Source organism: Spirillospora albida, from assembly GCF_000718255.1.
Lineage (GTDB): Bacteria > Actinomycetota > Actinomycetes > Streptosporangiales > Streptosporangiaceae > Spirillospora > Spirillospora albida.
Map to the genome: position 1 here is coordinate 1 of NZ_JOFJ01000002.1, position 23445 is coordinate 23445.

The 23445-nt window shown below is 70.5% G+C and carries 22 protein-coding genes, 2 tRNA genes and 1 pseudogene; 9 read left to right on the forward strand and 16 right to left on the reverse strand.

The features are described 5' to 3' along the window. Nucleotides 1–95: 95 nt before the first annotated feature. Nucleotides 96–455 (reverse strand): hypothetical protein, encoded by a 360-nt coding sequence (locus IE99_RS0102490; protein WP_211258708.1) that lies wholly within the window; start codon nucleotides 453–455, stop codon nucleotides 96–98. 71 nt (nucleotides 456–526) lie between these two features. Here IE99_RS0102490 and IE99_RS0102495 point away from each other — a divergent pair, with 71 nt between their 5' ends. Next, entirely contained in the window at nucleotides 527–1069 is a 543-nt protein-coding gene (locus IE99_RS0102495; RefSeq protein ID WP_051711872.1) for a DinB family protein, read from the forward strand. 168 nt (nucleotides 1070–1237) lie between these two features. On the opposite strand, the gene IE99_RS0102500 is transcribed toward IE99_RS0102495, so the two are convergent. Next, nucleotides 1238–1310: transfer RNA gene (locus tag IE99_RS0102500), tRNA-Ala, on the reverse strand. 297 nt (nucleotides 1311–1607) lie between these two features. Beyond that, complete coding sequence (locus IE99_RS32575) at nucleotides 1608–1727, reverse strand: DLW-39 family protein (RefSeq protein WP_211238580.1); 120 nt, start codon at nucleotides 1725–1727, stop codon at nucleotides 1608–1610. A 221-nt stretch (nucleotides 1728–1948) separates the two neighbouring features. Between IE99_RS32575 and IE99_RS0102510 the strand changes: the two genes are divergently transcribed. Continuing rightward, nucleotides 1949–2158, forward strand: coding sequence for a hypothetical protein (locus IE99_RS0102510; protein WP_030163217.1), 210 nt, complete (start codon nucleotides 1949–1951; stop codon nucleotides 2156–2158). Between the two features lie 13 nt (nucleotides 2159–2171). After that, nucleotides 2172–2963 carry an SDR family NAD(P)-dependent oxidoreductase gene (locus IE99_RS0102515; protein ID WP_030163221.1) on the forward strand — a complete coding sequence of 264 codons (792 nt, stop codon included), beginning with the start codon at nucleotides 2172–2174 and terminating at the stop codon, nucleotides 2961–2963. 67 nt (nucleotides 2964–3030) lie between these two features. On the opposite strand, the gene IE99_RS0102520 is transcribed toward IE99_RS0102515, so the two are convergent. The 12 genes and pseudogenes from IE99_RS0102520 to dnaA all read right to left on the reverse strand — a co-directional run bounded on the left by IE99_RS0102520 (nucleotide 3031) and on the right by dnaA (nucleotide 18637). After that, a complete protein-coding gene (locus tag IE99_RS0102520; RefSeq protein ID WP_245623028.1) occupies nucleotides 3031–3948 on the reverse strand; it encodes a DMT family transporter in 918 nt (305 codons plus the stop codon). A 164-nt stretch (nucleotides 3949–4112) separates the two neighbouring features. Then, nucleotides 4113–4952 carry a helix-turn-helix transcriptional regulator gene (locus tag IE99_RS0102525; protein ID WP_030163228.1) on the reverse strand — a complete coding sequence of 280 codons (840 nt, stop codon included), beginning with the start codon at nucleotides 4950–4952 and terminating at the stop codon, nucleotides 4113–4115. Between the two features lie 4 nt (nucleotides 4953–4956). Beyond that, nucleotides 4957–5190, reverse strand: a complete 234-nt coding sequence (locus tag IE99_RS0102530) for a hypothetical protein (RefSeq protein WP_030163231.1) — start codon at nucleotides 5188–5190, stop codon at nucleotides 4957–4959. Nucleotides 5191–5992: 802 nt separating this feature from the next. Beyond that, nucleotides 5993–6069 (reverse strand) — tRNA-Ile (locus tag IE99_RS0102535). Nucleotides 6070–6159: 90 nt separating this feature from the next. Further along, nucleotides 6160–7011, reverse strand: coding sequence for a DUF3566 domain-containing protein (locus IE99_RS32580; RefSeq protein WP_245623029.1), 852 nt, complete (start codon nucleotides 7009–7011; stop codon nucleotides 6160–6162). A gap of 42 nt (nucleotides 7012–7053) precedes the next feature. Then, nucleotides 7054–9570, reverse strand: coding sequence for a DNA gyrase subunit A (gene gyrA, locus IE99_RS0102545; RefSeq protein WP_030163237.1), 2517 nt, complete (start codon nucleotides 9568–9570; stop codon nucleotides 7054–7056). A gap of 69 nt (nucleotides 9571–9639) precedes the next feature. After that, nucleotides 9640–11589 carry a DNA topoisomerase (ATP-hydrolyzing) subunit B gene (gene gyrB, locus IE99_RS0102550; protein WP_084219237.1) on the reverse strand — a complete coding sequence of 650 codons (1950 nt, stop codon included), beginning with the start codon at nucleotides 11587–11589 and terminating at the stop codon, nucleotides 9640–9642. Between the two features lie 392 nt (nucleotides 11590–11981). Then, complete coding sequence (locus IE99_RS0102555; protein ID WP_030163242.1) at nucleotides 11982–12512, reverse strand: DciA family protein; 531 nt, start codon at nucleotides 12510–12512, stop codon at nucleotides 11982–11984. A 41-nt stretch (nucleotides 12513–12553) separates the two neighbouring features. After that, the gene (recF, locus tag IE99_RS0102560) at nucleotides 12554–13678 is read right to left on the reverse strand and encodes a DNA replication/repair protein RecF (protein ID WP_030163243.1); all 1125 of its coding nucleotides are present in this window, start codon (nucleotides 13676–13678) and stop codon (nucleotides 12554–12556) included. A 104-nt stretch (nucleotides 13679–13782) separates the two neighbouring features. Then, nucleotides 13783–14712, reverse strand: a pseudogene (gene gnd / locus IE99_RS0102565) (phosphogluconate dehydrogenase (NAD(+)-dependent, decarboxylating)); the annotation flags it as partial. 75 nt (nucleotides 14713–14787) lie between these two features. After that, on the reverse strand, nucleotides 14788–15915 hold the full coding sequence (gene dnaN, locus IE99_RS0102570; RefSeq protein ID WP_030163251.1) for a DNA polymerase III subunit beta: 1128 nt from the start codon (nucleotides 15913–15915) through the stop codon (nucleotides 14788–14790). Between the two features lie 646 nt (nucleotides 15916–16561). Next, nucleotides 16562–18637, reverse strand: a complete 2076-nt coding sequence (gene dnaA / locus IE99_RS0102575; protein WP_030163252.1) for a chromosomal replication initiator protein DnaA — start codon at nucleotides 18635–18637, stop codon at nucleotides 16562–16564. Nucleotides 18638–19279: 642 nt separating this feature from the next. On the opposite strand from dnaA, the gene rpmH reads away from it, so the two are divergent. The 5 genes from rpmH to IE99_RS0102595 are packed head-to-tail and all read left to right on the forward strand — an operon-like array spanning nucleotide 19280 to nucleotide 21696. Further along, entirely contained in the window at nucleotides 19280–19417 is a 138-nt protein-coding gene (gene rpmH, locus IE99_RS30915) for a 50S ribosomal protein L34 (RefSeq protein ID WP_021592695.1), read from the forward strand. Nucleotides 19418–19430: 13 nt separating this feature from the next. Beyond that, nucleotides 19431–19856 (forward strand): ribonuclease P protein component, encoded by a 426-nt coding sequence (rnpA, locus tag IE99_RS0102580; protein WP_030163255.1) that lies wholly within the window; start codon nucleotides 19431–19433, stop codon nucleotides 19854–19856. Continuing rightward, nucleotides 19853–20203 carry a membrane protein insertion efficiency factor YidD gene (gene yidD, locus IE99_RS0102585; protein ID WP_030163258.1) on the forward strand — a complete coding sequence of 117 codons (351 nt, stop codon included), beginning with the start codon at nucleotides 19853–19855 and terminating at the stop codon, nucleotides 20201–20203. The genes rnpA and yidD overlap by 4 nt, the downstream gene beginning before the upstream one ends. Further along, nucleotides 20196–21173: a membrane protein insertase YidC gene (yidC, locus tag IE99_RS0102590; protein ID WP_030163261.1), complete on the forward strand. Its 978-nt coding sequence runs from the start codon at nucleotides 20196–20198 to the stop codon at nucleotides 21171–21173. Before yidD ends, yidC begins: the two co-directional genes overlap by 8 nt. A 37-nt stretch (nucleotides 21174–21210) precedes the next feature. Continuing rightward, nucleotides 21211–21696 (forward strand): Jag family protein, encoded by a 486-nt coding sequence (locus IE99_RS0102595; protein ID WP_030163263.1) that lies wholly within the window; start codon nucleotides 21211–21213, stop codon nucleotides 21694–21696. A gap of 171 nt (nucleotides 21697–21867) precedes the next feature. Here IE99_RS0102595 and IE99_RS31645 read toward each other — a convergent pair whose 3' ends face one another. After that, complete coding sequence (locus IE99_RS31645) at nucleotides 21868–22332, reverse strand: DUF6458 family protein (RefSeq protein ID WP_037558575.1); 465 nt, start codon at nucleotides 22330–22332, stop codon at nucleotides 21868–21870. Nucleotides 22333–22502: 170 nt separating this feature from the next. On the opposite strand from IE99_RS31645, the gene rsmG reads away from it, so the two are divergent. Beyond that, nucleotides 22503–23192, forward strand: coding sequence for a 16S rRNA (guanine(527)-N(7))-methyltransferase RsmG (rsmG, locus tag IE99_RS0102605; RefSeq protein ID WP_030163265.1), 690 nt, complete (start codon nucleotides 22503–22505; stop codon nucleotides 23190–23192). Nucleotides 23193–23445 lie beyond the last annotated feature (253 nt).

Consider the following 23445-nt stretch of genomic DNA (forward strand, 5'->3'; position numbering starts at 1 on the left):
TGCGGTCAGAAGGGCGTCCAAGTCAGTTTTCACACACCGACCATGGGCGCCCTTCGCCGTGCCCGCACCCGATCCAGCAATTTCCCATCAACGATCTAGGCGTCACCGGGATCGCGTAGCGCGAGGGCGTCCGCTTCTCCGAGCCCCGCGCGCGCCGCCACCCGCCGCCGGACGCGGACCTCCGCGCTGGTGCGCGGCCGGTACTTCGGCTCCCGGCCACAGCCGCACGTCTGGAATCCCTCATATTTCAGGCCCGCTCCGAGAACGGCTTCGACGGCTGTCCATCCGCTGTCATCGGTCTTGCGGGGAGCGGCGAAGTCATGGCCGGCGAACACCATCGGGGCACGGCAACGCGTGCAGAGATGCTCGGCGCCGTCCCAGGCGTACTTGAAGCTCTGCCGGCACGGGACGCAGACGTAGTGGACTTTGTACGTGACCTCCGCGTACGTGCACATGACTTGAGGATAACCCCATGACGGATCCAGGATCCGCGGCATGATGAGGACCCGGAAGAAAGGCTCGTCCCATGACCGCCATTCGAGACTCGATCACCACGGTCTTCGACGATGTATGGACGCGCACCCGTGACCGGCTCAACGGCCTCACCGATGACGAGTATTTCTGGAAACCCGCCCCGAACGGCTGGACGCTGCGGCCCGATTCAACGGGCAGATGGCACATCGACGGGGAGGGCGGCGGAGGCCCCACGCCCGATCCCGTGCCTGTCGCCACCATCGCCTGGCGGATGGGTCATCTCGGACTGACGTTCACCGACTTCGGGACACGTCTGTTCCACGGACGCAACATCACTCTCGACGACGTCGACTTCTTCGGCACGGCGGCGGGCGGAGTGGAATTCCTGGAGAACGCCTACCGGGTCCATTGGCGCGAACCACTCGGCGCGATGCCGGACGAGCGGTGGCCGGAGCCGTCCGGCCCGGCCTTCTTCGCCTACGCCGACCATCCCGTGCTCGGCACGGTATTGCACGTCCTGGACGAGTTCGCGCACCACGCGGCGGAACTGGGCGTCCTGCGGGATCTGTATCCGCACCGCCCGCCGACCGGCTGACTCCTGCTGTTCGCCCTGTGACCGGGCACGCTACGGGCACGAGCCGTCTTCGAGGAGACGGCGGAGGCGACGGATGCTTCGCTCTCATGCTCACGTGAAGCGCACGTGGCACGCGAAGGGCGAGACCCCAGACCGGGACTTCGGTCTGGACCTGGGCTTTCGAGTGGGTGGAGCCTAGGGGATTCGAACCCCTGACACCCGGCTTGCAAAGCCGGTGCTCTACCAACTGAGCTAAGGCCCCTCGATCTCGGCCGTCTACCTGGGCCTACACCCGTGCGCCACGATCGGTGTCGATCGTACACCGTGGATCCGGGACGGACCTTCGGGTTTTCCGGCGCACGATCGTTGAGCCCTTTCGTCCGGCCGGGGAGATGGCCCGCTGGACGAGGGCGCGCTCAGAGCCCGGCGCGTTTCATGCGCCGGGTGGCGGTGTGCCGCGGAATGCCGTGCAACCTCCGCCGATCGCTCGGCGAGGTCGTGGACCCGGCGGGATCGAGGCAGGCGGTGCCTCGCTCACGCCGGGGCCTCTCGTCGTGCCTCAGCTGTCGGAGGACGTGGCCTCGGTCCAGAGGTCGAGCTCGGCGCGGTCCTGCTGGAGGCGGCGCCAGACGGCGAAGCCACCGAGGGCGACGACGGCGAGGATGAGAAGCTTCTTCACGGTGGGACCCCTTCACCTCAGTCTTATGAAGCGTCCAGGGAAGCGGATCTACGGCTCCCTGGGCTCTCCGAGCCTAGCAACCGATCCCGGGCGGTCCGCACCCACTCGCCGTTATCGGACCCTCCGTCCAATCGAAGGTGCCGACGCTGTCACGCCGCCGCCACCTCACCGGCCCGGGGCACGGCCGCATAATCCGGGGGACGGACCTTCCGGGAGTGCCGATGGCCGAGGACGACTTCGGACGGTGGGAGCGCGAACTGCGGTCGGGCGCGCCGGAGGAAGAGGCGTCCGGCGGCCGCGGAATGGTCCTGGTCGCCGGGGTGATCGCGGTGGTGTGCGCGGCGGCGATCGCACGGGGCGCGGTGCCGCTCGGGGCCGCGGGGCTGGTGCTGTCGTCGATCATCCTTCTGTTGTGGCGCGCCGGGATGTGATCTGATCTCCGGCATGGAGCTACGCGGAGCGAACATCCTGCTCACCGGGGCGACCGGCGGCATCGGCCGAGCGCTCGCCGAGGCCCTGGCCGCCCGAGGCGGGCACCTCGTGCTGACCGGCCGCCGCGCCGACGTCCTGCGGCCGCTCGCCGAACGCCTCGGCGGCCGCGCCATCGCCGCGGATCTCGCCGATCGCGACCGCACCGAGGCACTGCTGGACGAGGCGGGCGACATCGACGTCCTCGTGGCGAACGCCGCACTTCCGGCCTCCGGCCTGCTGTCCGACTATTCGGTCGAGGACATCGACCGTGCGCTGGACGTCAATCTGCGGGCGCCGATCGTGATGGCGAAGATCGCCGCCGAGCGGATGGCCGAACGTGGCCGCGGACACCTCGTCTTCATCTCCTCGCTCGCCGGCAAGACCGCGTCCGGCCAGGCGTCCCTCTACAACGCGACCAAGTTCGGCATGCGCGGCTTCGCGCTCGCCCTCCGCGAAGACCTCGGCCCGCACGGCATCGGCGTGTCCACCGTCTTCCCCGGCTTCATCCGGGACGCGGGCATGTTCGCGGACGCCGGCGTCATCCTGCCCCGCGGCGTCGGCACCCGCTCGCCCGCCGACGTCGCCCGCGCCACCGTCCGGGCCATCGAGCGGAACATCGCCGAGATCGACGTCGCGCCGCTGGGCCTTCGGCTGGGCGCCCGCCTCGGCGGCGTCGCGCCCGCCCTCTCGGCGGCCGTCCAGCGCCGGGCGGGCGGAGCCGAGATCTCCGCTGGACTCGCGGAGGGCCAGCGCGAGAAGCGCTGACCCCGCGACCTGGTGCGGTGACGGCCAACGCGGCAGCCCATCGCTCTCCGCGCGGGCCTGCGTCCGCTCAGCGGGGCCCGCCGGACGCGACGGAGGGGACCTCGGCGACCCCATCCCCGGCGTCCGGTGCGCGGTGGGCCGTCGCCAGGACGGAGCCACCGAGGATCAGCGCGAACGATGCCAGGATCGTCCCGTTCAGGGGCTCGTCGAGGAACACCACTCCTGCGGCGACCGCCACGGCCGGGTTCACGTAGGTGAACACCATGCCCCGGGACGTCCCGACCTCGCGGATGAGCTCGAAGAACACGATGAACGCGATCGCCGTGCACACGACGCCGAGGGCCGCCAACGCCACGAGGACGCGGCCGTCCGGCGGCGAACTCGGCCACGTCAGGGCCGCCGGCGCCGTGTAGGCGAGCGCGGCGAAGGCCAGGCAGGCCGCGGTGAGCTGGAGGGTCGGCACCTCCCCCAGCCGCCGCATGGCGATCATCGGTGCGATCGCGTAGCCGAGCGCGACCAGCATGACCTCGCCGATCGCCCACGCGCTGCCTCCGCCGAGATGCGGCGCGGCGAGGACCCCGACGCCGACCAGACCGATGAACAGCCCTGCCCAGCGCACCGGTCCGAGCCGCTCGGCGTCCCCCACCAGCATGCCGAGCACCACCGCGATGATCGGGACGGCCGCGACCAGCAGGCCCGTCATCGAGCTCGTCAGCCTGCGCTCGGCGTCCGAGAGGAGCGCCCACGGGCCGAGGATCTCCACGACGGCGAACACGAGCAGCGCCGGCCAGTGCCGCCGGACCGCCGTGCCGAACCCGCCCGCGCGCCAGGCGAGCGGCAGCAGGACGGCCGCGCCGATGGCGGTCCGCGCGAACACGAGGACGGGCACCGAGACGCCGTCCACGGCCACCTTGATCAACAGGTAGGGGATCCCCCACAGCACGCTCATCAGCGCGAACAGCACCCAGCCTCGGCGACTCACCATGACCTCCCGTCCGATCGGACCGGCCGCTCGACGGCCGCGCCCCCGGATTCCAGCCTGCGGAACGGCACCCACGGCCGTCTTGAACGCAATTGCGCACAATGCCCCGGAACAGCGCCGGACGCCCTCGCCCACCGCCACACCGTCCACCGGGGAGCGGCCGACGCTCAGAAGGTGGGGACGGGGGGATCGGTGGGGTGGACGCTGGTGCGGTAGGCGCCGGGGGTCACGCCCAGGACGCGGCGGAACCAGCGGGTCAGGTGGGCCTGGTCGGCGAAGCCGACGAGGGCCGCGGTCTCGGCCGGGCGGTGCCCCGCGTCGAGGAGCGCGCGCGCCCGCGACACCCGATGCTGGGCCAGCCACGCGTACGGCGGCATCCCGACCGCGTCGCGGAACGCGCGGAGCAGCTGGTAGCGCGACAGGTCGAGGTCGGCGGCCAGTTCGGCCAGCGTGGGCGGATCGCTCATCCGGTCCGCGAGCCGCTCGGAGGCGGCCTGGGCGATGCGGCGCGCGTGCGTCCCGTGGCGCGGTGCGTCCGGACGGGTGCCGCCGTGCCTCCGGACGAGGGCGCCGAGCGTCATCAGGAGGCGGCTCTCGCCTTCCAGGGGGTCGGCGCCCTGGCGGAGGGCGTGGTGGGCGAGGCGCAGCGCGTCGCCGAGCGGCCGGTCGTCGATGATCGCGTCACGGAAGTACGGCTCGCGGCCGTCCACCGAGCCGAGGAGGTCGGCGCCCGGGTAGAAGCACAGGTACTCGAACCCCTGCGGGTCGGCGGGGCCGCCGGTGTGGGTCTCGCCCGGCTCGACCACGACGACGCTTCCGGCGCCGGAGTAGACCCGCTCGCCGCGGTAGCGCATCGTCTCCGTGCCGCGGACGGTCACCCCGATGGCGTACTCGTCGTGGACGTGCGGTGCGTAGTGCCGGCTGTCGAAGCGGGCGCTCAGCAGGTCGAGCGGCCCGCCCTGCACGCCGTCGACGCGCGTCCAGACGACCCGTTCGCCGCCGCGCACGCCGTCAGGCGGGGAAGATATGGCGGAGCCGCCACCGGTCGTCGTCACGGCCGAGCTCGGCGATGACCATGCCCTCCGCGCCGGCGACACGAACGCGGTATACCCGTCTGTTCTGGGACGACCCGTACGTCTTGAGGACCTCGTCGACGGCGTAGCGCGAACCCCGCCACTCGTACGCGGTGAGCCGCCCCGCCGGGTCGTGCTCGGCGCGCACCGGTTCGTTCAGAAGGTGCCCCATGAGTCCGGGAGCCTAGCACGCATTCGAACTGGTGTTCGCAGGTCGGGGGCGGGTCGCGGCGTCCGGCGCAGCCATCGTAGGGCCGCGCGGCGTCGATGCGTGGAAGCCGCGCAGCGGGACGGCGTCGTGGTGCCCGGATCGCTGGAGCGGAGGGCCTTGGGCTCGATGACGGCCTCCGTCCACAGAGCCGCACTGTTGAATCCACAGCCTGTGGATAACTTTCGTGCACAGGAACGCGGTTCTGGGGATTGCGGTTGTCCACCGTCTGTCCCCAGGTTACTCACAGATCGTTTCATCGGCGGGTGTGCTGTGGATAGGCTGATGACCAGCGCCGACCTTGCCTCAATGGCTCGCCCAGAGCTCTTTGTGCACAGTCTGTGGGTAACCCCGCTCCACAGGGTGACCTTGTCGGTGGATGAAGTTACCCACCGACAATCCCCAGCTTCGTCCCCAGCCTGACGGGGACACCTCGACTCATCACGGAGGTGGCGCTCCGCATGGTGATCAAGAGGCTCGCCCGGATGCGATCCAGAGCCGCCCTATGATCACCGGGGCGGGGCGGCGGTATTACCGCAGGCCAACGCGGCCCACTGGTTATCCACAGGATGTGGAGAACGGATGGGTCCTGTTTCCACGGCCTGGTCAGCGGCATCAGCCGTCCGTTACCCACACCTGTGGATAACTCCATGCACAGGTGCTCGTCCACTGAAGGGCCGCCGCGCGGGTACACAGCGCGGCCGGAACCGGCTCCAGCGGGGAACAGAAGAACCCCCACCGGTGACCGGTGAGGGTTCCTTCATGCTGGTGGGCCTAGGAGGACTTGAACCTCCGGCCTCATCCTTATCAGGGATGCGCTCTAACCGACTGAGCTATAGGCCCGCACTTGCCGCCGCCCCGGCGGCGCAACGAGAGATTACCCCATCTGACGTGGCAACCGCGAATCGATTGGGCGGCGGCGGACGGCCCGCGCTACTCGGCCTCCTTCAAGGTGACCTCCACGCCGCCGACGAGGTCCGCGGCGAGGTTGTAGATCACGGAGCCGACCGTGGAGAGGGCGGTGATGAGAAGGACGTTCAGGGCGCCCACGAGGACCGTGTAGCCGAAGACGCGGAAGAACGAGAACCAGTTGTCGGCCTCGACGCCCCCGCCCGACTCGCCCTGGATCTTGGTGGCGCTGTTGATCGTGCCGCTGATCGCGTCGAACACGCCGAGCGCCGACAGGATCCCGTACAGGACGGTGACGGCGACGATGAGCACGACGAAGCAGACGACCGACATGACGAAGCTGAACTTCATCACCGACCACGGCTCGAGCCGGGCCAGCTGCAGCTGGGCCCTCCTGGCCGGCTTCGCGTCGCCGGACGGCTTCGTCGTGGCGGGCTTCAAATCCGGCTGGGCGGCCGGGCGGTCGTTCAGGACCGTCCCGGTGAACCCGCCGCTGGACGACGACGAGTTGCCCGTCGCCTCCTTGTGGACGACCGGCGTTTCCGTACGGTCCCTGGAGACGGACGAGGCGGGCTCGGCCGGCTTCGCCCAGTCCGGGCCGTCCGCGGCGTCCTTGGCCGGCTTCCCGGGCTTGTCCGCCTTCTCAGGCTCGGCCTCGGGCTCCGGTTCGGACGCCTCGTCGGCGGCGGTGTCCGGGGCGTCCTCGGCGGCGGAATCCGCCTTCTCGCCGAGCTCCACCAGGTCGACCCTGGTCTCGTCGGCCTCGTCACGGCCCGCCTTGTCCGGCGCGTCGGCCACCTTCGTGGCCGGCGCGCCGCCGGACTCCTGCGCGCCCTTCCCGGACCCGCCCTCGGTCTTGCCGGGCTCGGTGCTCACGTGTCCTCCTGGCCTAGCCGCATCGTGACGAGGTCGGGAGCGTCACTCACCCTCGCCCCCTTCGACGTCGGCGTCGTCGTCTGAGTCCTCGATGGACTCTACGTTCCTCGCGATGGCGACCACGCTGTCCCCGTCCGCGAGATTCATCAGGCGGACGCCCATGGTCTGCCTGCCGGACTGCTTGATCTCGGCTGCGGCGGTACGGATGACACCCCCGTTGGACGTCATCGCGAACACCTCGTCGTCCGGGCCGACCATCAGTGCCCCTACCAACTTGCCGCGGGTCTCCACGATCTTAGCGGTGAGGACCCCCTTACCCCCACGACCCTGCAGCGGATACTGGTCGACAGGGGTCCGCTTGGCGTAGCCGCCCTCGGTGGCGACCAGGACGTCGTCCCCGGCGTCCTGCACCACCAGCATGTTGAGGACCACCTGGTCGGGCTCCGCGAACCGCATGCCGATCACGCCGGACGTGGCGCGGCCCATGGGGCGGAGGGATTCGTCATCCGCGCGGAAGCGGATCGCCTGGGCGCCGGTGGACACCATGAGGAGGTTGTCCTCGGACGAGACCAGCCGCGCCGCGATGACCTCGTCGTCGTCCACGAGGTTGATGGCGATGATGCCGCCGGTGCGGGGCGAGTCGAAGTCGGTGAGGGACGTCTTCTTGACGCGGCCGTGCTTCGTCGCGAGGACGAGGTAGGGGGCGACCTGGTAGTCGCGAAGGTCCATCACCTGCGCGATGTGCTCGTCGGGCTGGAACGCGAGGAGGTTCGCGACGTGCTGGCCGCGCGAGTCGCGGCTGGTGTCCGGGAGTTCGTAGGCCTTGGCGCGGTAGACGCGGCCCTTGTTGGTGAAGAACAGGATCCAGTGGTGCGTCGTGGTGACGAAGAACTGGTCGACGATGTCGTCCTGCTTCAGCTGCGCGCCGCGGATGCCCTTGCCGCCGCGCCGCTGCGCGCGGTACAGGTCGGTCTTGGTGCGCTTGGCGTAGCCGCCGCGGGTGATGGTGACGACCACGTCCTCTTCGGCGATGAGGTCCTCGTAGGAGACGTCGCCGTCGAACGGCACGATCTGGGTGCGGCGCTCGTCGCCGAACTTGTCGACGATGGGGGCGAGTTCGTCGCCGACGATCCGGCGCTGCCGCTCGGGCGAGGCCAGGATGTCGTTGTAGTCGGCGATCTCCGCCATCAGCTTGTCGTACTCGTCCGTGATCTGCTGGCGCTCCAGGGCGGCGAGCTTGCGCAGCTGCATGTCGAGGATCGCCTGCGCCTGGATCTCGTCGATCTCCAGAAGGCCCATGAGGCCCTGCTGCGCCCGCTGCGCGGACGGGGACCGGCGGATGAGCGCGATCACCTCGTCGATCCGGTCGAGGGCCTTGAGCAGCGCGCGCAGGATGTGGGCGCGCTCCTCCGCCTTGCGGAGCAGGAACCGGGTGCGCCGGACGATGACGTCGATCTGGTGCGTCACCCAGTGCCGGACGAACTGGTCGACGCGGAGCGTCCGCGGCACGCCGTCCACGAGCGCGAGCATGTTCGCGCCGAACGTCTCCTGCAGCTGCGTGTGCTTGTAGAGGTTGTTGAGGACGACCTTCGCGACGGCGTCCCGCTTCAGCACGATGACCAGGCGCTGCCCTGTGCGCCCGGACGTCTCGTCGCGGACGTCGGCGATGCCGTCGAGCTTCCCGACCTTGACCAGCTCGGCGATCTTCTCGGCGAGGTTGTCCGGGTTGACCTGGTAGGGGAGTTCGGTGACGACGAGGCAGGCGCGGCCCTGGATCTCCTCGACCTCGACGACGGCCCGCATCGTGATGGAGCCGCGGCCGGTGCGGTAGGCGTCCTCGATGCCCTTGCGGCCCACGATCAGGCCGGCGGTCGGGAAGTCGGGGCCCTTGATGCGCTCGATGAGGGCCTCGAGGAGCTCCTCGTCGGACGCGCCGTAGTTGTCGAGGAACCACCGGACGCCGTCGGCGACCTCGCGCAGGTTGTGCGGCGGGATGTTGGTCGCCATGCCGACCGCGATGCCGGCGGACCCGTTCACCAGCAGGTTCGGGTACCGGGACGGCAGGACGTCCGGCTCCTGGGAGCGTCCGTCGTAGTTCGGGGAGAAGTCGACGGTCTCCTTGTCGATGTCGCGCAGCAGCTCCATCGACAGGGGCGCCATGCGGCACTCGGTGTACCGCATGGCGGCGGCGGGGTCGTTGCCGCGCGAGCCGAAGTTGCCGTTGCCGTCGACCAGGGGGTACCGCATCGCCCACGGCTGGGCGAGCCGGACGAGCGCGTCGTAGATGGGCGAGTCGCCGTGCGGGTGGTAGTTGCCCATGACGTCGCCGACGACGCGGGCGCACTTGAAGTAGCCGCGGTCGGGCCGGTAGCCGCCGTCGTACATCGCGTACATGACCCGCCGGTGCACCGGCTTGAGCCCGTCGCGGACGTCGGGCAGCGCCCGCGACACGATGACCGACATCGCGTAGTCGAGGTAGCTCTTCTGCATCTCGACCTGGATGTCGACGGGCTCGATGCGCTCGCCCGGATGCCCGCCCGCTGTGGTCACGTCCGTCACTCTCAAGACCTCTTCTGCTCAGTGGGGAAGGAAGCACGGCGGCCCCGGGCGGCGGCCCGGGGCGGTGCCTCAGATGTCGAGGAAGCGCACGTCCTTGGCGTTGCGCTGGATGAACTCCCGGCGGGGTTCGACCTCCTCGCCCATGAGCACGCTGAACAGCTCGTCGGCCTGGGCGGCGTCGTCCAGCTGGACCTGGAGCAGGACGCGGTTGTCGGGGTCCATCGTGGTGTCCCACAGCTCGTTGGCGTTCATCTCGCCGAGGCCCTTGAAGCGCTGCACCTGGTCGCGGGGGCGGGGGTCGCGCTTGCCGGCGGCGATCCCGGCCTCGATGAGCGCGTCGCGCTCGGCGTCGGAGTAGGCGTAGTCGGAGTCGGCGCCCCGGGCATCCCACTTGATCTTGTAGAGCGGGGGCTGGGACAGGTAGACGTGCCCCGCCTCGATCAGCGGCTTCATGAACCGGAACAGCAGCGTGAGCAGCAGCGTGTTGATGTGGTGGCCGTCGATGTCCGCGTCCGACATCAGGATGATCTTGTGATAGCGGAGCTTGGCGATGTCGAACTCGTCGTGCACGCCGGTGCCCAGCGCCGTGATGATCGCCTGGACCTCGTTGTTCTTGAGGATCCGGTCGATCCGGGCCTTCTCCACATTGAGGATCTTGCCGCGAATCGGGAGGATCGCCTGGAAGTGCGGGTTCCGCCCGCCCTTCGCCGAACCGCCCGCCGAGTCGCCCTCGACGATGTAGAGCTCGGACTTGGACGGGTCGGTGGACTGGCAGTCCGACAGCTTGCCGGGCAGCGACGTCGACTCCAGCAGGCTCTTGCGGCGGGTCAGGTCGCGCGCCTGCCGCGCCGCCACCCGCGCCCGCGCCGCCTGCGACGCCTTGCTGATGATCTCCTTGGCCTCGCCCGGGTTCTCCTCGAACCAGTCGCGAAGGTGCTCGTTGCAGGCCTTCTGGACGAACGACTTCGCCTCGGTGTTGCCGAGCTTGGTCTTCGTCTGGCCCTCGAACTGCGGGTCGGCCAGCTTGATGGAGATGATGGCGGTGAGGCCCTCGCGGACGTCCTCGCCGGTGAGGTTGTCGTCCTTGTCGCGGAGCAGGCCCTTGTCACGCGCGTACCGGTTGACGATCGTCGTGAGCGACGCGCGGAACCCCTCCTCGTGGGTGCCGCCCTCCGCCGTGTTGATCGTGTTGGCGAACGTGTGGACGGACTCGGCGTACGACGAGTTCCACTGCATCGCGATCTCGACGGACATGCCCTCGGTGTCGTCGCTGAAGTACACCACCGACTCGTGCGCGGCGTCCTTGCGGGCGTTGATGTACCGGACGAAGTCCTCGATGCCGCCCTCGTAGTGGTACTTGACCAGGCGGGGCTCGCCGTCGCCGTCGCCGTCGACATGGTCGGGGCGCTCGTCCTGGAGCGTGATGGACAGGCCCCGGTTGAGGAACGCCATCTCCTGCATGCGCCTGGAGAGCGTCTCGAAGTTCCACTCGAGGGTCTCGAAGATGGCGGCGTCCGGCCAGAACGTGATGCGAGTGCCGGTCTCGTCGGTCGGCTCGCCCTGCCGCAGCTCCGTCTCCGGGCCCTGCCACGTGTACGACTGGTACCAGAAGTGGCCGTCCGTCCTGACCTCGGCCTCGAGCCGCGTGGACAGCGCGTTCACGACCGCGGAGCCGACGCCGTGCAGGCCGCCGGACACCGCGTAGGACTTGCCGTCGAACTTGCCGCCCGCGTGCAGCGTGGTGAGGACCAGCTCGATGGCAGGGCGCTTCTCCACCGGGTGCTCGCCGACCGGGATGCCGCGGCCGTTGTCGACGACGCTCACACCGCCGTCGGCCCGCAACGTGACGACGATCTCGTCGGCGTACCCCGCCAGCGCCTCGTCCACCGAGTTGTCGACGATCTCGTAGACCAGGTGGTGGAGGCCGCGCTCACCGGTCGATCCGATGTACATGCCCGGGCGCTTGCGTACGGCCTCGAGCCCTTCAAGGACAGTGATCGAACTAGCGTCGTACGCCAAAGGAGATCCTCCTGCCGGGGATGGCCGTCCGCTCCGCGCCCGAGGGAGCGCGGTGTGCCCCGTAACACACATGAGGGACGCCCATAGTGCTCTTTCCGTGTTCACAGAGCCCTGGGCGACCCACGGCGGCGCAGCATCCTGAACCCGATTTCATTCTACCGGTTCGCGAAGCGAAAAGTGGCACTGGCGAGCGCTGTGCGCGCGTGTGGCGGCCCGATGGCCCTGGAGCCGCATCCCCCCATGGCCCCAGGGGGGTTCTCTGGCCTACGGCACGCTCGCCGCTGATCTCGTCGCATCGCATCCCGAACGGATGTTCTCACCCGGCACCGACAATCCGTCACAGCGAGCGACGACCCCCGCCGGCCCGCCGCCGGAGGGCCCCGCGGCCGCCGTCAGCGGACGCGCCAGGCGCCCGTGCGGCGGGGCCCGGACGCCGGGCCGACGACCTTCACGCGGGTGACCGTGCCGTGCCCGAGCTCCTCGTTCAGCCGACGGACCAGCGTCGACGACAGCAGGCGCAGCTGCGTCGCCCACGTGGTGGAGTCGGCGGCGACGGTCAGCTCGCCGTCCTCGAACCGCTCCGGGCGGGTGTGCTCGGCCAGCTCGGCGCCGACGATCCCCGGCCAGTTGCCGAAGACGCCGCCGACCGCCGCGCGCTGCTCCCAGCCGCGTGTCGCCAGGAGATCGCGGATCGCCGTACCGAACCGCTGGGGGTCGCCGCCGCGTCCGGGTTCGCGCACCCGAGGGCCGCGGGCGCCGTTCTGCCGCCTGCCGCTCCGGCCCGGGACGGTCCCCCGCTTGACCGCGTCCGCCTTCGCCTGGGCCAGGGCCTCGCGCGCGAGCTCGATACCCGTCTTGCCGGAGGGCGGCGGAACCTCGCCGGGCGCGGGGGAGCCGTCCACACCCTGTGGATCATCGCTCATGCGGGTCGCTCCTCCCTGTGGCCTTGCTGTGGATCCGCCGATCAATCCCGGACGACCTGCCCGTCCGCGACGCTGAACGAGCAGCCCGTCAGCTCGTCCGGGACGTCGGCCGGCACGGCGGCGGTGATGAGAACCTGCTCCGCCGGCGCGACCCGCTCGGCGAGGCGGCTGCGACGGCCCGCGTCCAGCTCGGCGAACACGTCGTCCAGGATCAGGACGGGGTCGTCGCCGTCCGCGCGCAGCAGGTCGAACGCCGCGAGCCGCAGGGCCAGGGCGAACGACCAGGATTCGCCGTGGCTGGCGTATCCGCGCGCGGGCATCTCCCCCAGGCTCAGGACGAGTTCGTCCCGATGGGGGCCGACCAGGCTGACGCCGCGTTCGAGCTCCTGTCTGCGGGAGTCGGCCACGCCCTTGAGGAGTTGGTCGGCGAGTTGTCCACGGTCTGTGGACAACCCGATGTCCCCCAGGGAGCTCTTGTACGCCAGATCCGCCGCGCCGCCGGCCGGGGCAAGGGCCGCGTACGCCTGCGCCACGAGAGGACGGAGCGCGGCCACGAGTTCGAGCCGCGCCGCCAGGAGCTCGGCCCCGCTGCGGGCCAGATGGGAGTCCCACACGTCCAGGGTGGCGAGGACCTCCGGACCGGGGGAGCGCCGGTGGGCGGCGGCCGACTTCAGGAGAGCGTTGCGCTGCTTCAGGATCCGCTCGTAGTCGGACCGCACCCCCGCGAAGCGCGGGGCCCGCGCGGTGAGCAGCTCGTCCAGAAAGCGCCGCCGCTCCCCCGGATCGCCCTTGACGAGCGTGAGGTCCTCGGGGGCGAACAGGACCGACCTGAGCATCCCCAGGATCTCGCGCGGCCTGGGGACGGGGGACCGGTTCAGCCTCGCCCGGTTCGCCCTGCCCGGGTTGATCTCGAGCTCGATCAGTGCCTTCCGGCCGTCCTTGACGATCCCGGCCCGCACGATCGCCCGCGGCGCGCCCTGCCGGACGAGCGGCGCGTCCGTCGCGGCCCGGTGGCTGCCGTGCGAGGCGACGTACCCGACGGCCTCCACCAGGTTCGTCTTGCCCTGCCCGTTCGGCCCCACGAAGGCGGTGACGCCCGGCTCCAGCGCGACCTCGGCGGTCGCGTAGGAGCGGAAGTCCTGCAGGGAGAGGTGGGCGACATGCACAGCAGGAGCGTAGAGCCTCCCACCGACTGCCGGCACCGCCCGGAACCCGGCGCCGCGGCGCCGCCGCCCGGCCGGCGGCGGACCGGCCGAACGGCGGGGCGTCGTCACACCGCCGGCGGCTCCACATCGGCGCCGGGGGAGTCCGCGCCCTTCGCGGATTCCACCGCATGGCCCCCGAACTGGTTGCGGAGCGCGGCGACGACCTTCATGGCGGGCGAGTCGTCCTGCCGTGACGCGAAGCGGGCGAACAGGGACGCGGTGATGGCCGGGAGGGGGACGGCGTGGTCCACGGCCGCCTGGACGGTCCAGCGCCCCTCACCGGAGTCGTTCGCGTAGCCGCGGATCTCGTCGAGCTCCGGATCGTCGGCCAGCGCGCGGTTCATCAGGTCCAGGAGCCACGACCGGATGACCGTGCCCTCCTGCCAGCTCCGGAACGTCTCCGGGACGTTCGTCACGATGTCGCTGGCCTCGATGAGCTCGTAGCCCTCCCCGAACGCCTGCATCATCGCGTACTCGATGCCGTTGTGGACCATCTTGACGAAGTGCCCGGCGCCGACCTTGCCGGAGTGGACGAATCCGAACTCGCCCTCCGGCTTCAGCGTCTCGAAGATCGGCATGAGGCGCTTCACGTCGGCCTCGTCCCCGCCGACCATGAGGGCGTAGCCGTTCTCCAGGCCCCAGACGCCGCCGCTCACCCCGCAGTCGACGAAGCCGATGCCGTGGGCGGCCAGCTCCTCGCCGTGCCGCTGGTCGTCCACATAGTGTGAATTACCGCCGTCCACAACCAGGTCGCCCCGCTCGAGGACCTCCCCCAGGCTGTTGATGGTGTCCTGGGTGGGCTTCCCCGCCGGCACCATCACCCACACGGCGCGCGGCGGGCTGAGCCGGTCCACCAGCTCTTGCAGCGAACCCACATCGCTGAGGGACGGGTCGCGGTCGTAGCCGATGACGGTGTGGCCGCCGCGGCGCAGCCGCTCGGCCATGTTGCCGCCCATCCTGCCCAGGCCGATGATCCCAAGCTCCATCTTCACTCCCCTGTGCGTCGCCGTGCGCGAGGGACGTCCCCCCCGTGCTGGGTTCGTCCCCCTGGTATGCCCTGAAAACGATCCTTACCCAGACAACCGCACCGGCATGATCAGGTAGCGGTAGTGGGGGTTCTCGCCGTCCTGCGGGGGCTTGCCGGTGAGGACCGCGGGCTTCGTCGCCGTCGTGAAGGACAGCCGCGCGACGTCCGAGCCGATCGCCGAGAGCCCGTCCAGGAGGAACGCGGGGTTGAACGCGATGTCGATGTCCTCGCCCTCCAGCGTGGCCTCCAGCGCCTCGACGGCCTGGGCCTCGTCCCCGGTCCCGGCCTCCAGGACGACCTCGCCCTGGCTGAACGAGAGCCGGACGGGGGTGTTCCGCTCGGCGACCAGCGACACGCGCTTGACGGCCTCGATGAACGGCGCCGTCTGGATCTCGGCCAGGCCGGCGTACTCGCTCGGCAGCAGCGACCGGTACTTCACGAAGTCGCCGTCCAGGAGGCGGGACGTCGTGCGGCGGCCGCCGCCCTCGAAACCGATCATGCCCTCGCCGGTGCCGCCCGCGCCGCCGAGCGCGATCGACACCTCCGCGCCGGCCGTCAGCGACTTGGCGGTGTCGGCGAGGGTCTTCGCCGGGACGAGCGCGACCGCGGAGAAGTCCGGGCGCTCCGGCTTCCAGTGCAGCTCGCGGACGGCGAGGCGGTACCGGTCGGTGGACGCGAGCGTGACGGTCTCGCCCTCGATCTCCACACGCACGCCCGTGAGCATGGGGATCGTGTCGTCCTTGCCCGCGGCGATCGCGACCTGCGCGACGGCGGCGGCGAACTCGTCACTGCCGACGGCGCCCGCGGCGGGCGGCATCTCCGGCAGCGTGGGGTAGTCCTCCACAGGCATCGTCAGGAGTGTGAACTTCGCGCTGCCGCACCGGAGCATGACCTTCGCCCCGTCGGTCGTCACCTCCACAGGGTGTGGAGGAAGGCTGCGCGAGATCTCAGCGAGGAGGCGGCCGGAGACGAGCGCCGTCCCCGGTTCCTCCACATCGATGTCGGTGGAGACCTGGGCGGAGACCTCGTAGTCGAACGCCGACAGCTTCAGCCGGTCACTCGCCTCGATGTGCATGCCCGCGAGCACCGGCACCGGAGGCCGGACGGGGAGCGTGCGAGCGGTCCAGGCCACGGCGTCGGCCAGGGCGTCTCTGTCGATGCGGAACTTCAAGGGGACCCGCCTCCTGCAGGTGTCGGACAAGGGTTCGGTCGGGCCGGCTCGGTCGGGGCGCTCGGGGCAGGTTGTCCCCAGGCCCTAACTTGAGTCGGAACTTTTCCTGGGTAGAGAAGTAGTGCAGTACCAGTAATAGGGGCTGTGGATACGGTGGACAACCGGTATCCGTGCAGGTGAGACGGCAAATCTTATCCACCGGGCCTGTGCATGGGCGGTGGACGACGCGGCGCCGCCTGGGGATGACGAAAACATCCCCACAGCTCATCCCCACCTCGTCCCCAGGTTTTCCACGGGTTATCCACGGGTTTTCCCCGTGTCCGCCGGGTGTGTGCGGCGGGCGGGCGCCGGCGTCGATGATCGGCGGCTCCGTCCACAGCTCGTCCCCAGGTCGTCCACAGGTTATCCACGGACTCGTCCCCAGGGGGGCGATCGGCCGTCCCCAGCCGATCCACAACCTGTCCACAGGTACTCCCCAGGTTATCCGCAGCTTTTCCACTGGTTCATCCACAGCCCATGTGGACGAACAATCGTTTCGGCGCGCGTTCCGCTGCCTTTTACATCGTTCCAATGGAAACTGGACAAGTCTCAATTCCGGCGATTCTCCCGAGCGGCGAAACGGATCACCAACGGCCGGCGCGGCCGTTCAGTGCTTGCGCGCCTGGTGCTTGATACGTCCGGTGAGCTCTGTGACCTGGTTGTATATCGCGCGGCGCTCCGCCATCAGCGACCTGATCTTGCGTTCGGCGTGCATCACGGTCGTGTGGTCGCGGCCGCCGAACTGCGCCCCGATCTTGGGAAGCGACAGATCCGTCAGCTCCCTGCACAGGTACATCGCGATCTGCCGGGCCGTGACGAGCATCCGCGAACGCGACGGTCCGCAGAGGTCTTCGATCGTGGTCCCGAAGTACTCGACGGTCTGCGCCATGATCATCGTGGCGGTGATGTCCGGGCCGGAGTCGTTGGGGATGAGGTCCTTGAGGACGATCTCCGCGAGGTTCATGTCCACCGACTGGCGGTTCAGACTCGCGAACGCCGTCACCCGGATCAGCGCGCCCTCCAGTTCCCGGATGTTCGTCGCGATCTGCGACGCGATGAACTCCAGGACGTCCGGCGGCGCGGCGAGGCCCTCCTGCCGGGCCTTCTTCTGCAAGATCGCGATCCGCGTCTCCAGTTCGGGCGGCTGCACGTCCGTCGTCAGCCCCCACTCGAACCGGTTCCGCAGCCGGTCCTCCAGCGTCACGATCTCCTTCGGCGGACGGTCGCTGGAGATCACGATCTGCTTGTTGGCGTTGTGGAGGGTGTTGAACGTGTGGAAGAACTCCTCCTGCGTCTGCTCCTTGCCCTCGAGGAACTGGATGTCGTCCACGAGGAGGATGTCGACGTCGCGGTAGCGGCGGCGGAACCCGTCCGCCTTACCGTCGCGGATCGAGTTGATGAAGTCGTTCGTGAACTCCTCGGAGCTCACGTACCGGACGCGGGCGCCGTTGAAGAGGCTCTGGGCGTAGTGCCCGATCGCGTGCAGCAGGTGGGTCTTGCCCAGGCCGGAGTCGCCGTAGATGAACAGCGGGTTGTACGCCTTGGCCGGCTGCTCGGCGACCGCCACCGCGGCGGCGTGGGCGAAGCGGTTGGACGACCCGATGACGAACGTCTCGAAGGTGTACTTCGGGTTCAGCCGGGCGTGCTCAGAACTCGTACCCCCCTGGGACCCCCCACCGGAGGCACCGGAGCCCGCAGGTGCGCCGTGAACGCCCGGCACGCCGCCGGACGGCTCAGGCCCCGTGTAGGACGACGGCTCCGAGCCGGAGAAGGGCGACTCGCCGTTCGTGTACGAGTCGTCCGCGAGGCCGAGCGGGGGTTCGCCCTGCCCGTCCCTGCCCGGGGCCTCCCCTCGGCCGGACGGGCGGGGCGGGCCGAGCGTGCGATCGTTCAGATGGGAAGGCGCCGACGGGCGGCCCGGCATGTCGCCGCCGAAGCCCTCGCCGAATCCCTCGGACCCGCCGTAGCCCTCCGGTCCGTTGTAGCTCTCGGAAGGGCCGCCGTATCCCTCCCCCGGACGCCCGCGCCCCGGGTAGCCCTGGACGCCGCGTCCCTCAAAAGGGGAGTGCGCTCCGCGCCCGCCGGGACCCGCTCCGAAGCCGGACTGACGAGGGCCGGTGGGGTAGCCGCCGCTGCGCTCACCGTCGCGGTGGGACCAGCGGTCGTCGTCCTGAGGCGGGTACCCGCCGGACTGGCCTGGACCATGCGAGCCGCCCTGCGTGGGCCGGTAGCCGGGCTCTGTGTAGGGGCGCTCCGGGTAGGAACGGTCGGAGGGCTGTTCCTGGTAACCGCGGTCGTCCTGCTGCGGCCGTTCCCCGAAAGAAGGAGCATCGTGCAGACCGGGGCCGTTGCCGGGGATCGGGGCGGACAGCGGTTCCGTGCCGGCCGGGCGCCCGCCGGTTCCGGACGGGACACCGGTCGCGGGAGGTTCGGGCTGGACGGTGACCGCGACGCGGATCTCCCGGCCGAGCTCGTTGGAGAGGGCCTGGGTGATGAGGTTGCGCAGGCGCGTCTCGAGCGCGTCCTTGGCGAACTCGTTCGGCGCGGCCAGCAGCGCGGTGCCCTCGACGAGGGCCAGCGGACGGACCATCGGGAGCCAGGCGCGGTAGCTCGGGGCCAGATCGCTCTCGGCGAGTGCCGCGAGGGTGCGGGCCCAGACCGAACCGAGGTCCTGACCGTCCATGCGCAAGGTCCCCTCCCACGACTCCGCGGCACGGAGTACCTGACTGCCCGGCTCTCCCACGGGAGACGGACCGCCTCAACGGGCACCGCCGCGACGCGGGACACTTACTCTCTCACGAGTTGTCCACAGAGTTGTCCACATGCTGTGCATGAGCATGCGGCGGCCTGTGTAAAACCCCACAGGGGCTGTGGAGAACAGGCGCGGCAAGACGAGATGTGGGGGATGTGCACCGTGCGCCGATGCGCCACGGGAGTCGTACGGAGGTGTTGCCGGAACAGGGGGATCGGGACGTCGGGCGCCGGTCGGCGACTACGCGGAAGGTCGGCCCGCCCGGACGACCTTAGACGCATCGCCACCCGCCCGCAACACGATCCCGCAGGTTCCCCGCCCGCCCCGCGCATCCCTCCGGACAGCCCTCCTCGGGTTCTCCACAGGGCGTCCGGAAGCCGGCTCCGTTTGACCCCATGCCCGGCCAGCCCGTAACGTGCTGAGGTCGAGTCGCATCGACGGAGATGACGCGTGCCCGCCGCCGCCCCTCCTGGGAAGCAACAGGTGGGCCCCCGCTGCGGGGGACCAGACGCGGCCCTTGATGCGAGCTATCGAAGCCTTGAATCGAACCCGACCGCAGCCCTGGAGCCTGAAGTGAGCAAGCGTACTTTCCAGCCGAACAACCGGCGTCGGCACAAGAAGCACGGCTTCCGGTTGCGGATGCGCACGCGCGCGGGCCGCGCGATCCTCTCCTCGCGTCGCGGCAAGGGCCGCGCTCGCATCGCGGTCTGACCCGTACCCGACCATGCTGCCGTCCGGGAACCGGATGCGGCGGCGGGACGAGTTCACGCTGGCCGTCCGGCGCGGTCGCCGCGCCGGACGGCCAGCTGTCGTCCTGCACCTGCTCCGCCCCGGCGAGGCCGCCCGCGCCGACCCGGCCCCCCGGACCGGCGCGCAGGCCGAGGCGGGGACTCCGGCGCCCGGGGCGGACGCCCCGCCGCTCGTCGGCTTCATCGTGGCCCGCCCCGTCGGCAACGCCGTCGTCCGCAACTCCGTGCGGCGCCGGCTCCGGCACCTCGTGCGGGCGCACCTCGACCGGTTGCCAGCGGGTAGCCTGCTCGTAGTGCGCGCCAACCCCGCCGCGGGGAAGGCGCGTCCTGACGAACTGGCCGCGGATCTGGAGTCGGCGCTCGACCGGCTGCTGCGGCCCGCGTCCAAGGGGCGGAGATGACGAGTCGGCCAGGGAGCCCGCCTCCCGCGGGGCACCCGGCGGGAACGCCGGGCCCCGTCGCAGCGGTGCTCATCCTGCTCATCCGCGCCTACCGCCGCTTCTTGAGTCCCCTGCTCGGGCAGCAGTGCCGCTTCCAGCCCACCTGCAGCGCATACGGCCTGGAGGCCCTCCGGACGCACGGAGCGGCGCGCGGCGGCTGGCTGACGGTGCGCCGGATCGGCCGGTGCCATCCCTTCCACCCCGGGGGTCACGACCCGGTACCGCCGCGGAAGCCGGCCTTCCCGAACCCGGGCCGCGCGGAGAGCGGCCCCGCCCTAGCAGAGCCCAAGGAGCTGCCCGGTGCTTGACTGGCTGTACGAGATCGTCGCTCAGCTCATCGTGTGGATCCACACCGCGCTGAGCACCGTCGTCCCCGAGGACAGTGGATGGGCCTGGGGCGGTTCGATCATCACGCTGACCGTCCTGCTGCGCCTGGTCCTGGTCCCGCTCTTCGTGAAGCAGATCCACGCCTCGCGCAAGATGCAGGAGCTGAACCCCAAGGTCCAGGCGCTGCGGAAGAAGTACAAGAACGACAAGCAGCGCCTCAACCAGGAGGTCATGAAGCTCTACCAGGAGAACGGCGCCAACCCGCTCGCGGGCTGCCTGCCGATCCTGGTGCAGATGCCGGTCTTCATCGGCCTCTTCCAGGTGCTGAAGAACATCTCGGACGCCGAGCCGGGTGAGGGCGTCTTCGCTGTCACCCCCGAACTCGCGCAGAGCGCGCAGAAGGCGAACATCTTCGGCGCCCACATTCCGGACACGTTCCTCAACGCGTTCGGCGCCGACCCGAAGAGCTGGAGCGCGATCGCCGTCACGGGCATCGCGGTGATCATCAGCTCCTGCACGACGTTCTTCACCGTCCGGGCCAGCATGAAGCGGCAGCCCGTCACCGACGACAGCAACCCGATGATGCAGGCGCAGAAGATGATGGTCTTCCTCGCCCCGCTCTTCGGCCTGTTCGGTCTCGGCTTCCCGCTCGGTGTCCTCATGTACTGGGTGACGTCCAACACGTGGACGCTCGCCCAGCAGCACTACATCTTCAAGAAGTACCCCCCGATCGGCTCGGACGACGCGAACGGCGCCGCCGCCAAGGGCGGGGGCAAGCCGGGCGGCGGCAGGAGCGGCGGGAAGAACGGCCAGGCGCCGGCCGGCACGAAGACGAGGCTGGAGAAGGACGCCGCGTCCGATCCGGAGCCGGAGGACACCAAGCCCAAGGTCGTCCGGAACCAGCCGACCCGCAAGCCGCGCAGCAAGCGCAGCGGCAGCCAGAAGCGCTAGTTTGGACACCGAGCCCGTGCCGGAGAAGGAGACCCCGTTGAGCCAGACCGACACCACCGAGGTCGACGTCCAGGCGCTCGAGCAGGAAGGCGAGATCGCCGCCGACTACATCGAGGGCCTGCTGGACATCGGTGACTACGACGGCGACATCGACATGGACGTCGAGGGCGAACGCGCGATGGTCGCCGTCGTCGGCGGCGCTCTGGACGAGCTGGTCGGCAAGCGCGGCGAGGTCCTGGAGGCGCTGCAGGAGCTGACCCGGCTGGCGGTGCACCGCCAGACCGGCAACCGCACCCGCCTCATGCTCGACATCGGCGGCTACCGCGAGCGCCGCCGCGCCGAGCTGACCAAGCTCGGCACGGATGTCGCGCAGGAGGTCGAGCAGGGCGGCTCGCCGAAGCCGCTCGCGCCGATGACGCCGTTCGAGCGCAAGATCGTGCACGACGCGGTCGCGGCCGCCGGTCTCCGCAGCGAGTCCGAGGGCGAGGAGCCCGAACGCTATGTGGTGGTCTACCCGTCCTGACCCGACATGACGAACGGCCCCGGCGTCCCGCCGGGGCCGTTCGCTTCGCCCGTGGTACGGCGACCTGATGGCGGACGGCACGAAGGAACGGGGGTCCCGCGCCCTGACCGGCGCGGGACCCCCGCGGAACTCGGTGTGTACCGCCGCCCAAGGCCACACCGAGCTGGTCTGCTAGCGGCGCCGGCGCCGGAGCCGCTCGGCGGTCGAAGGGCCGGGCGTGTCCGAGACGACCGTCGGCTGGTTGTTCTGCACCGCCGGGTCCTGGGCGATCGCGGGGTCCTGGGCGTAGGCCGGGTCCTGCGAGCGGTGCCCGTGGGGGATGCCCTCGTCGGCCGGGTGCTCGATCGTGCGCTCCACCCGCTCGGCGGGGCGGCCGGGCAGCGGCGGGTCGGCGATGACGTGCTCCTCGCGGACGATCGTGCCGGGCTCGTCGCCGTAGGCGGGGTCCGCCCCGGCGATCCGTCCGGCCCGGCGGCGCGGACGCGTGTACTTGAGCGTGAAGGCCATGCTGATCAGCCCCACGAGGATCAGGATCCAGCCGACCATGTGGATGTCCACGCCGCTCAGATCGACGCGGATGGCGAATGCGAGGATCGCGCCCAGGGCGATGAACGCGAGACTGACTCCGATACCCATGTGTCGGAGCTCCTTCCAGGCTGGGGGCGGCTCTGGTTCCTCCTCTACCCGGCGGACGGCGAATATGCGTCCGGCGCGCGGTCAATCGCGCGCCGCGCCGCCCCGACCGCGTCTGCGCTGGGACGTTGCGTGTGTGCGCCGCCGAAGGTTTTTGTGGAACGATTCGTTCGGTGGGGACTGCACAGGAGGTATTCGGTGAGGCGCTTCCGGTCGCGGAACGGTACGCGGCGTTCCTCGCCGGGGCGGGGGTCGAGCGCGGGCTGATCGGGCCGCGCGAGGCCGACCGGCTCTGGGAACGCCACCTCCTCAACTGCGCCGTGGTGTCCGAGGCGGTCCCGGCGGCCGCGCGCGTCGTCGACATCGGCTCGGGCGCCGGGCTGCCCGGCATCGTGCTCGCGATCGTCCGTCCCGACCTCGAGGTCACCCTCATCGAACCGCTGCTGCGGCGCACCACCTTCCTGGACGAGTGCGTCGCGATGCTCGGCCTCGGCAACGTCACCGTCCGGCGGGCACGCGCGGAGGACGTCGCCGACGAGTTCGCCGTGGACGTGGTGACCGCGCGGGCCGTCGCCCCCCTCGAACGGCTCGCCGGATGGGCGCTCCCCCTGCTGCGCTCCGGCGGCGAACTGCTGGCGCTCAAGGGCGAACGGGCGGCCGGCGAACTGGACGAGGCGCGCCCCGTTCTGGAGCGGTTCGGCGTCCGGGAGACCGAACTGCTGCAAGTCGGGCGCGGTATGGTCGAGCCGCCGACAACGCTTGTCCGTGTGGTCGCAGGCCGGGAGACGACCTCCCGGGACGCGGTCGGGCGACAGCAACGCGCGCCCCGGCGCGCTAAAGGGTCGAGGAAGAGGTCGTCATGAGCACGGGACCGGGGCCGGGCCGGCCTGACCGCGCCGAGGAAACCCCCCACGTTCAGCCGTCCGGCCCGGCCGGGGACGAGGCCGCGCAGGCCGGTCCCGGCGCCGGGGCGACGGGACCGGAGGCGGGGGCCGCGCCCTCCGGACATGCCATGTGGGGTAACACGACGTCCGGTACCGCGGAGAACGTCGGATATGTTCCGACGAACGGTGGCGCTGCGGCGCCGTCCGGTCCGCGCAACGGGCCTGCTCAGGG

What these genes read in the sequence shown, in the direction of transcription:
- yidD (WP_030163258.1), top strand. Translation starts at nt 19,853, where the DNA reads ATGACGAGTCGGCCAGGGAGCCCGCCTCCCGCGGGGCACCCGGCGGGA.
- IE99_RS0102520 (WP_245623028.1), bottom strand. Translation starts at nt 3,948, where the DNA reads ATGGTGAGTCGCCGAGGCTGGGTGCTGTTCGCGCTGATGAGCGTGCTG.
- IE99_RS0102490 (WP_211258708.1), bottom strand. Translation starts at nt 455, where the DNA reads ATGTGCACGTACGCGGAGGTCACGTACAAAGTCCACTACGTCTGCGTC.
- IE99_RS0102555 (WP_030163242.1), bottom strand. Translation starts at nt 12,512, where the DNA reads ATGAGCGATGATCCACAGGGTGTGGACGGCTCCCCCGCGCCCGGCGAG.
- rnpA (WP_030163255.1), top strand. Translation starts at nt 19,431, where the DNA reads ATGCTGCCGTCCGGGAACCGGATGCGGCGGCGGGACGAGTTCACGCTG.
- IE99_RS31645 (WP_037558575.1), bottom strand. Translation starts at nt 22,332, where the DNA reads ATGGGTATCGGAGTCAGTCTCGCGTTCATCGCCCTGGGCGCGATCCTC.
- dnaA (WP_030163252.1), bottom strand. Translation starts at nt 18,637, where the DNA reads ATGGACGGTCAGGACCTCGGTTCGGTCTGGGCCCGCACCCTCGCGGCA.
- IE99_RS0102495 (WP_051711872.1), top strand. Translation starts at nt 527, where the DNA reads ATGACCGCCATTCGAGACTCGATCACCACGGTCTTCGACGATGTATGG.
- IE99_RS0102515 (WP_030163221.1), top strand. Translation starts at nt 2,172, where the DNA reads ATGGAGCTACGCGGAGCGAACATCCTGCTCACCGGGGCGACCGGCGGC.
- IE99_RS0102530 (WP_030163231.1), bottom strand. Translation starts at nt 5,190, where the DNA reads ATGGGGCACCTTCTGAACGAACCGGTGCGCGCCGAGCACGACCCGGCG.
- IE99_RS0102510 (WP_030163217.1), top strand. Translation starts at nt 1,949, where the DNA reads ATGGCCGAGGACGACTTCGGACGGTGGGAGCGCGAACTGCGGTCGGGC.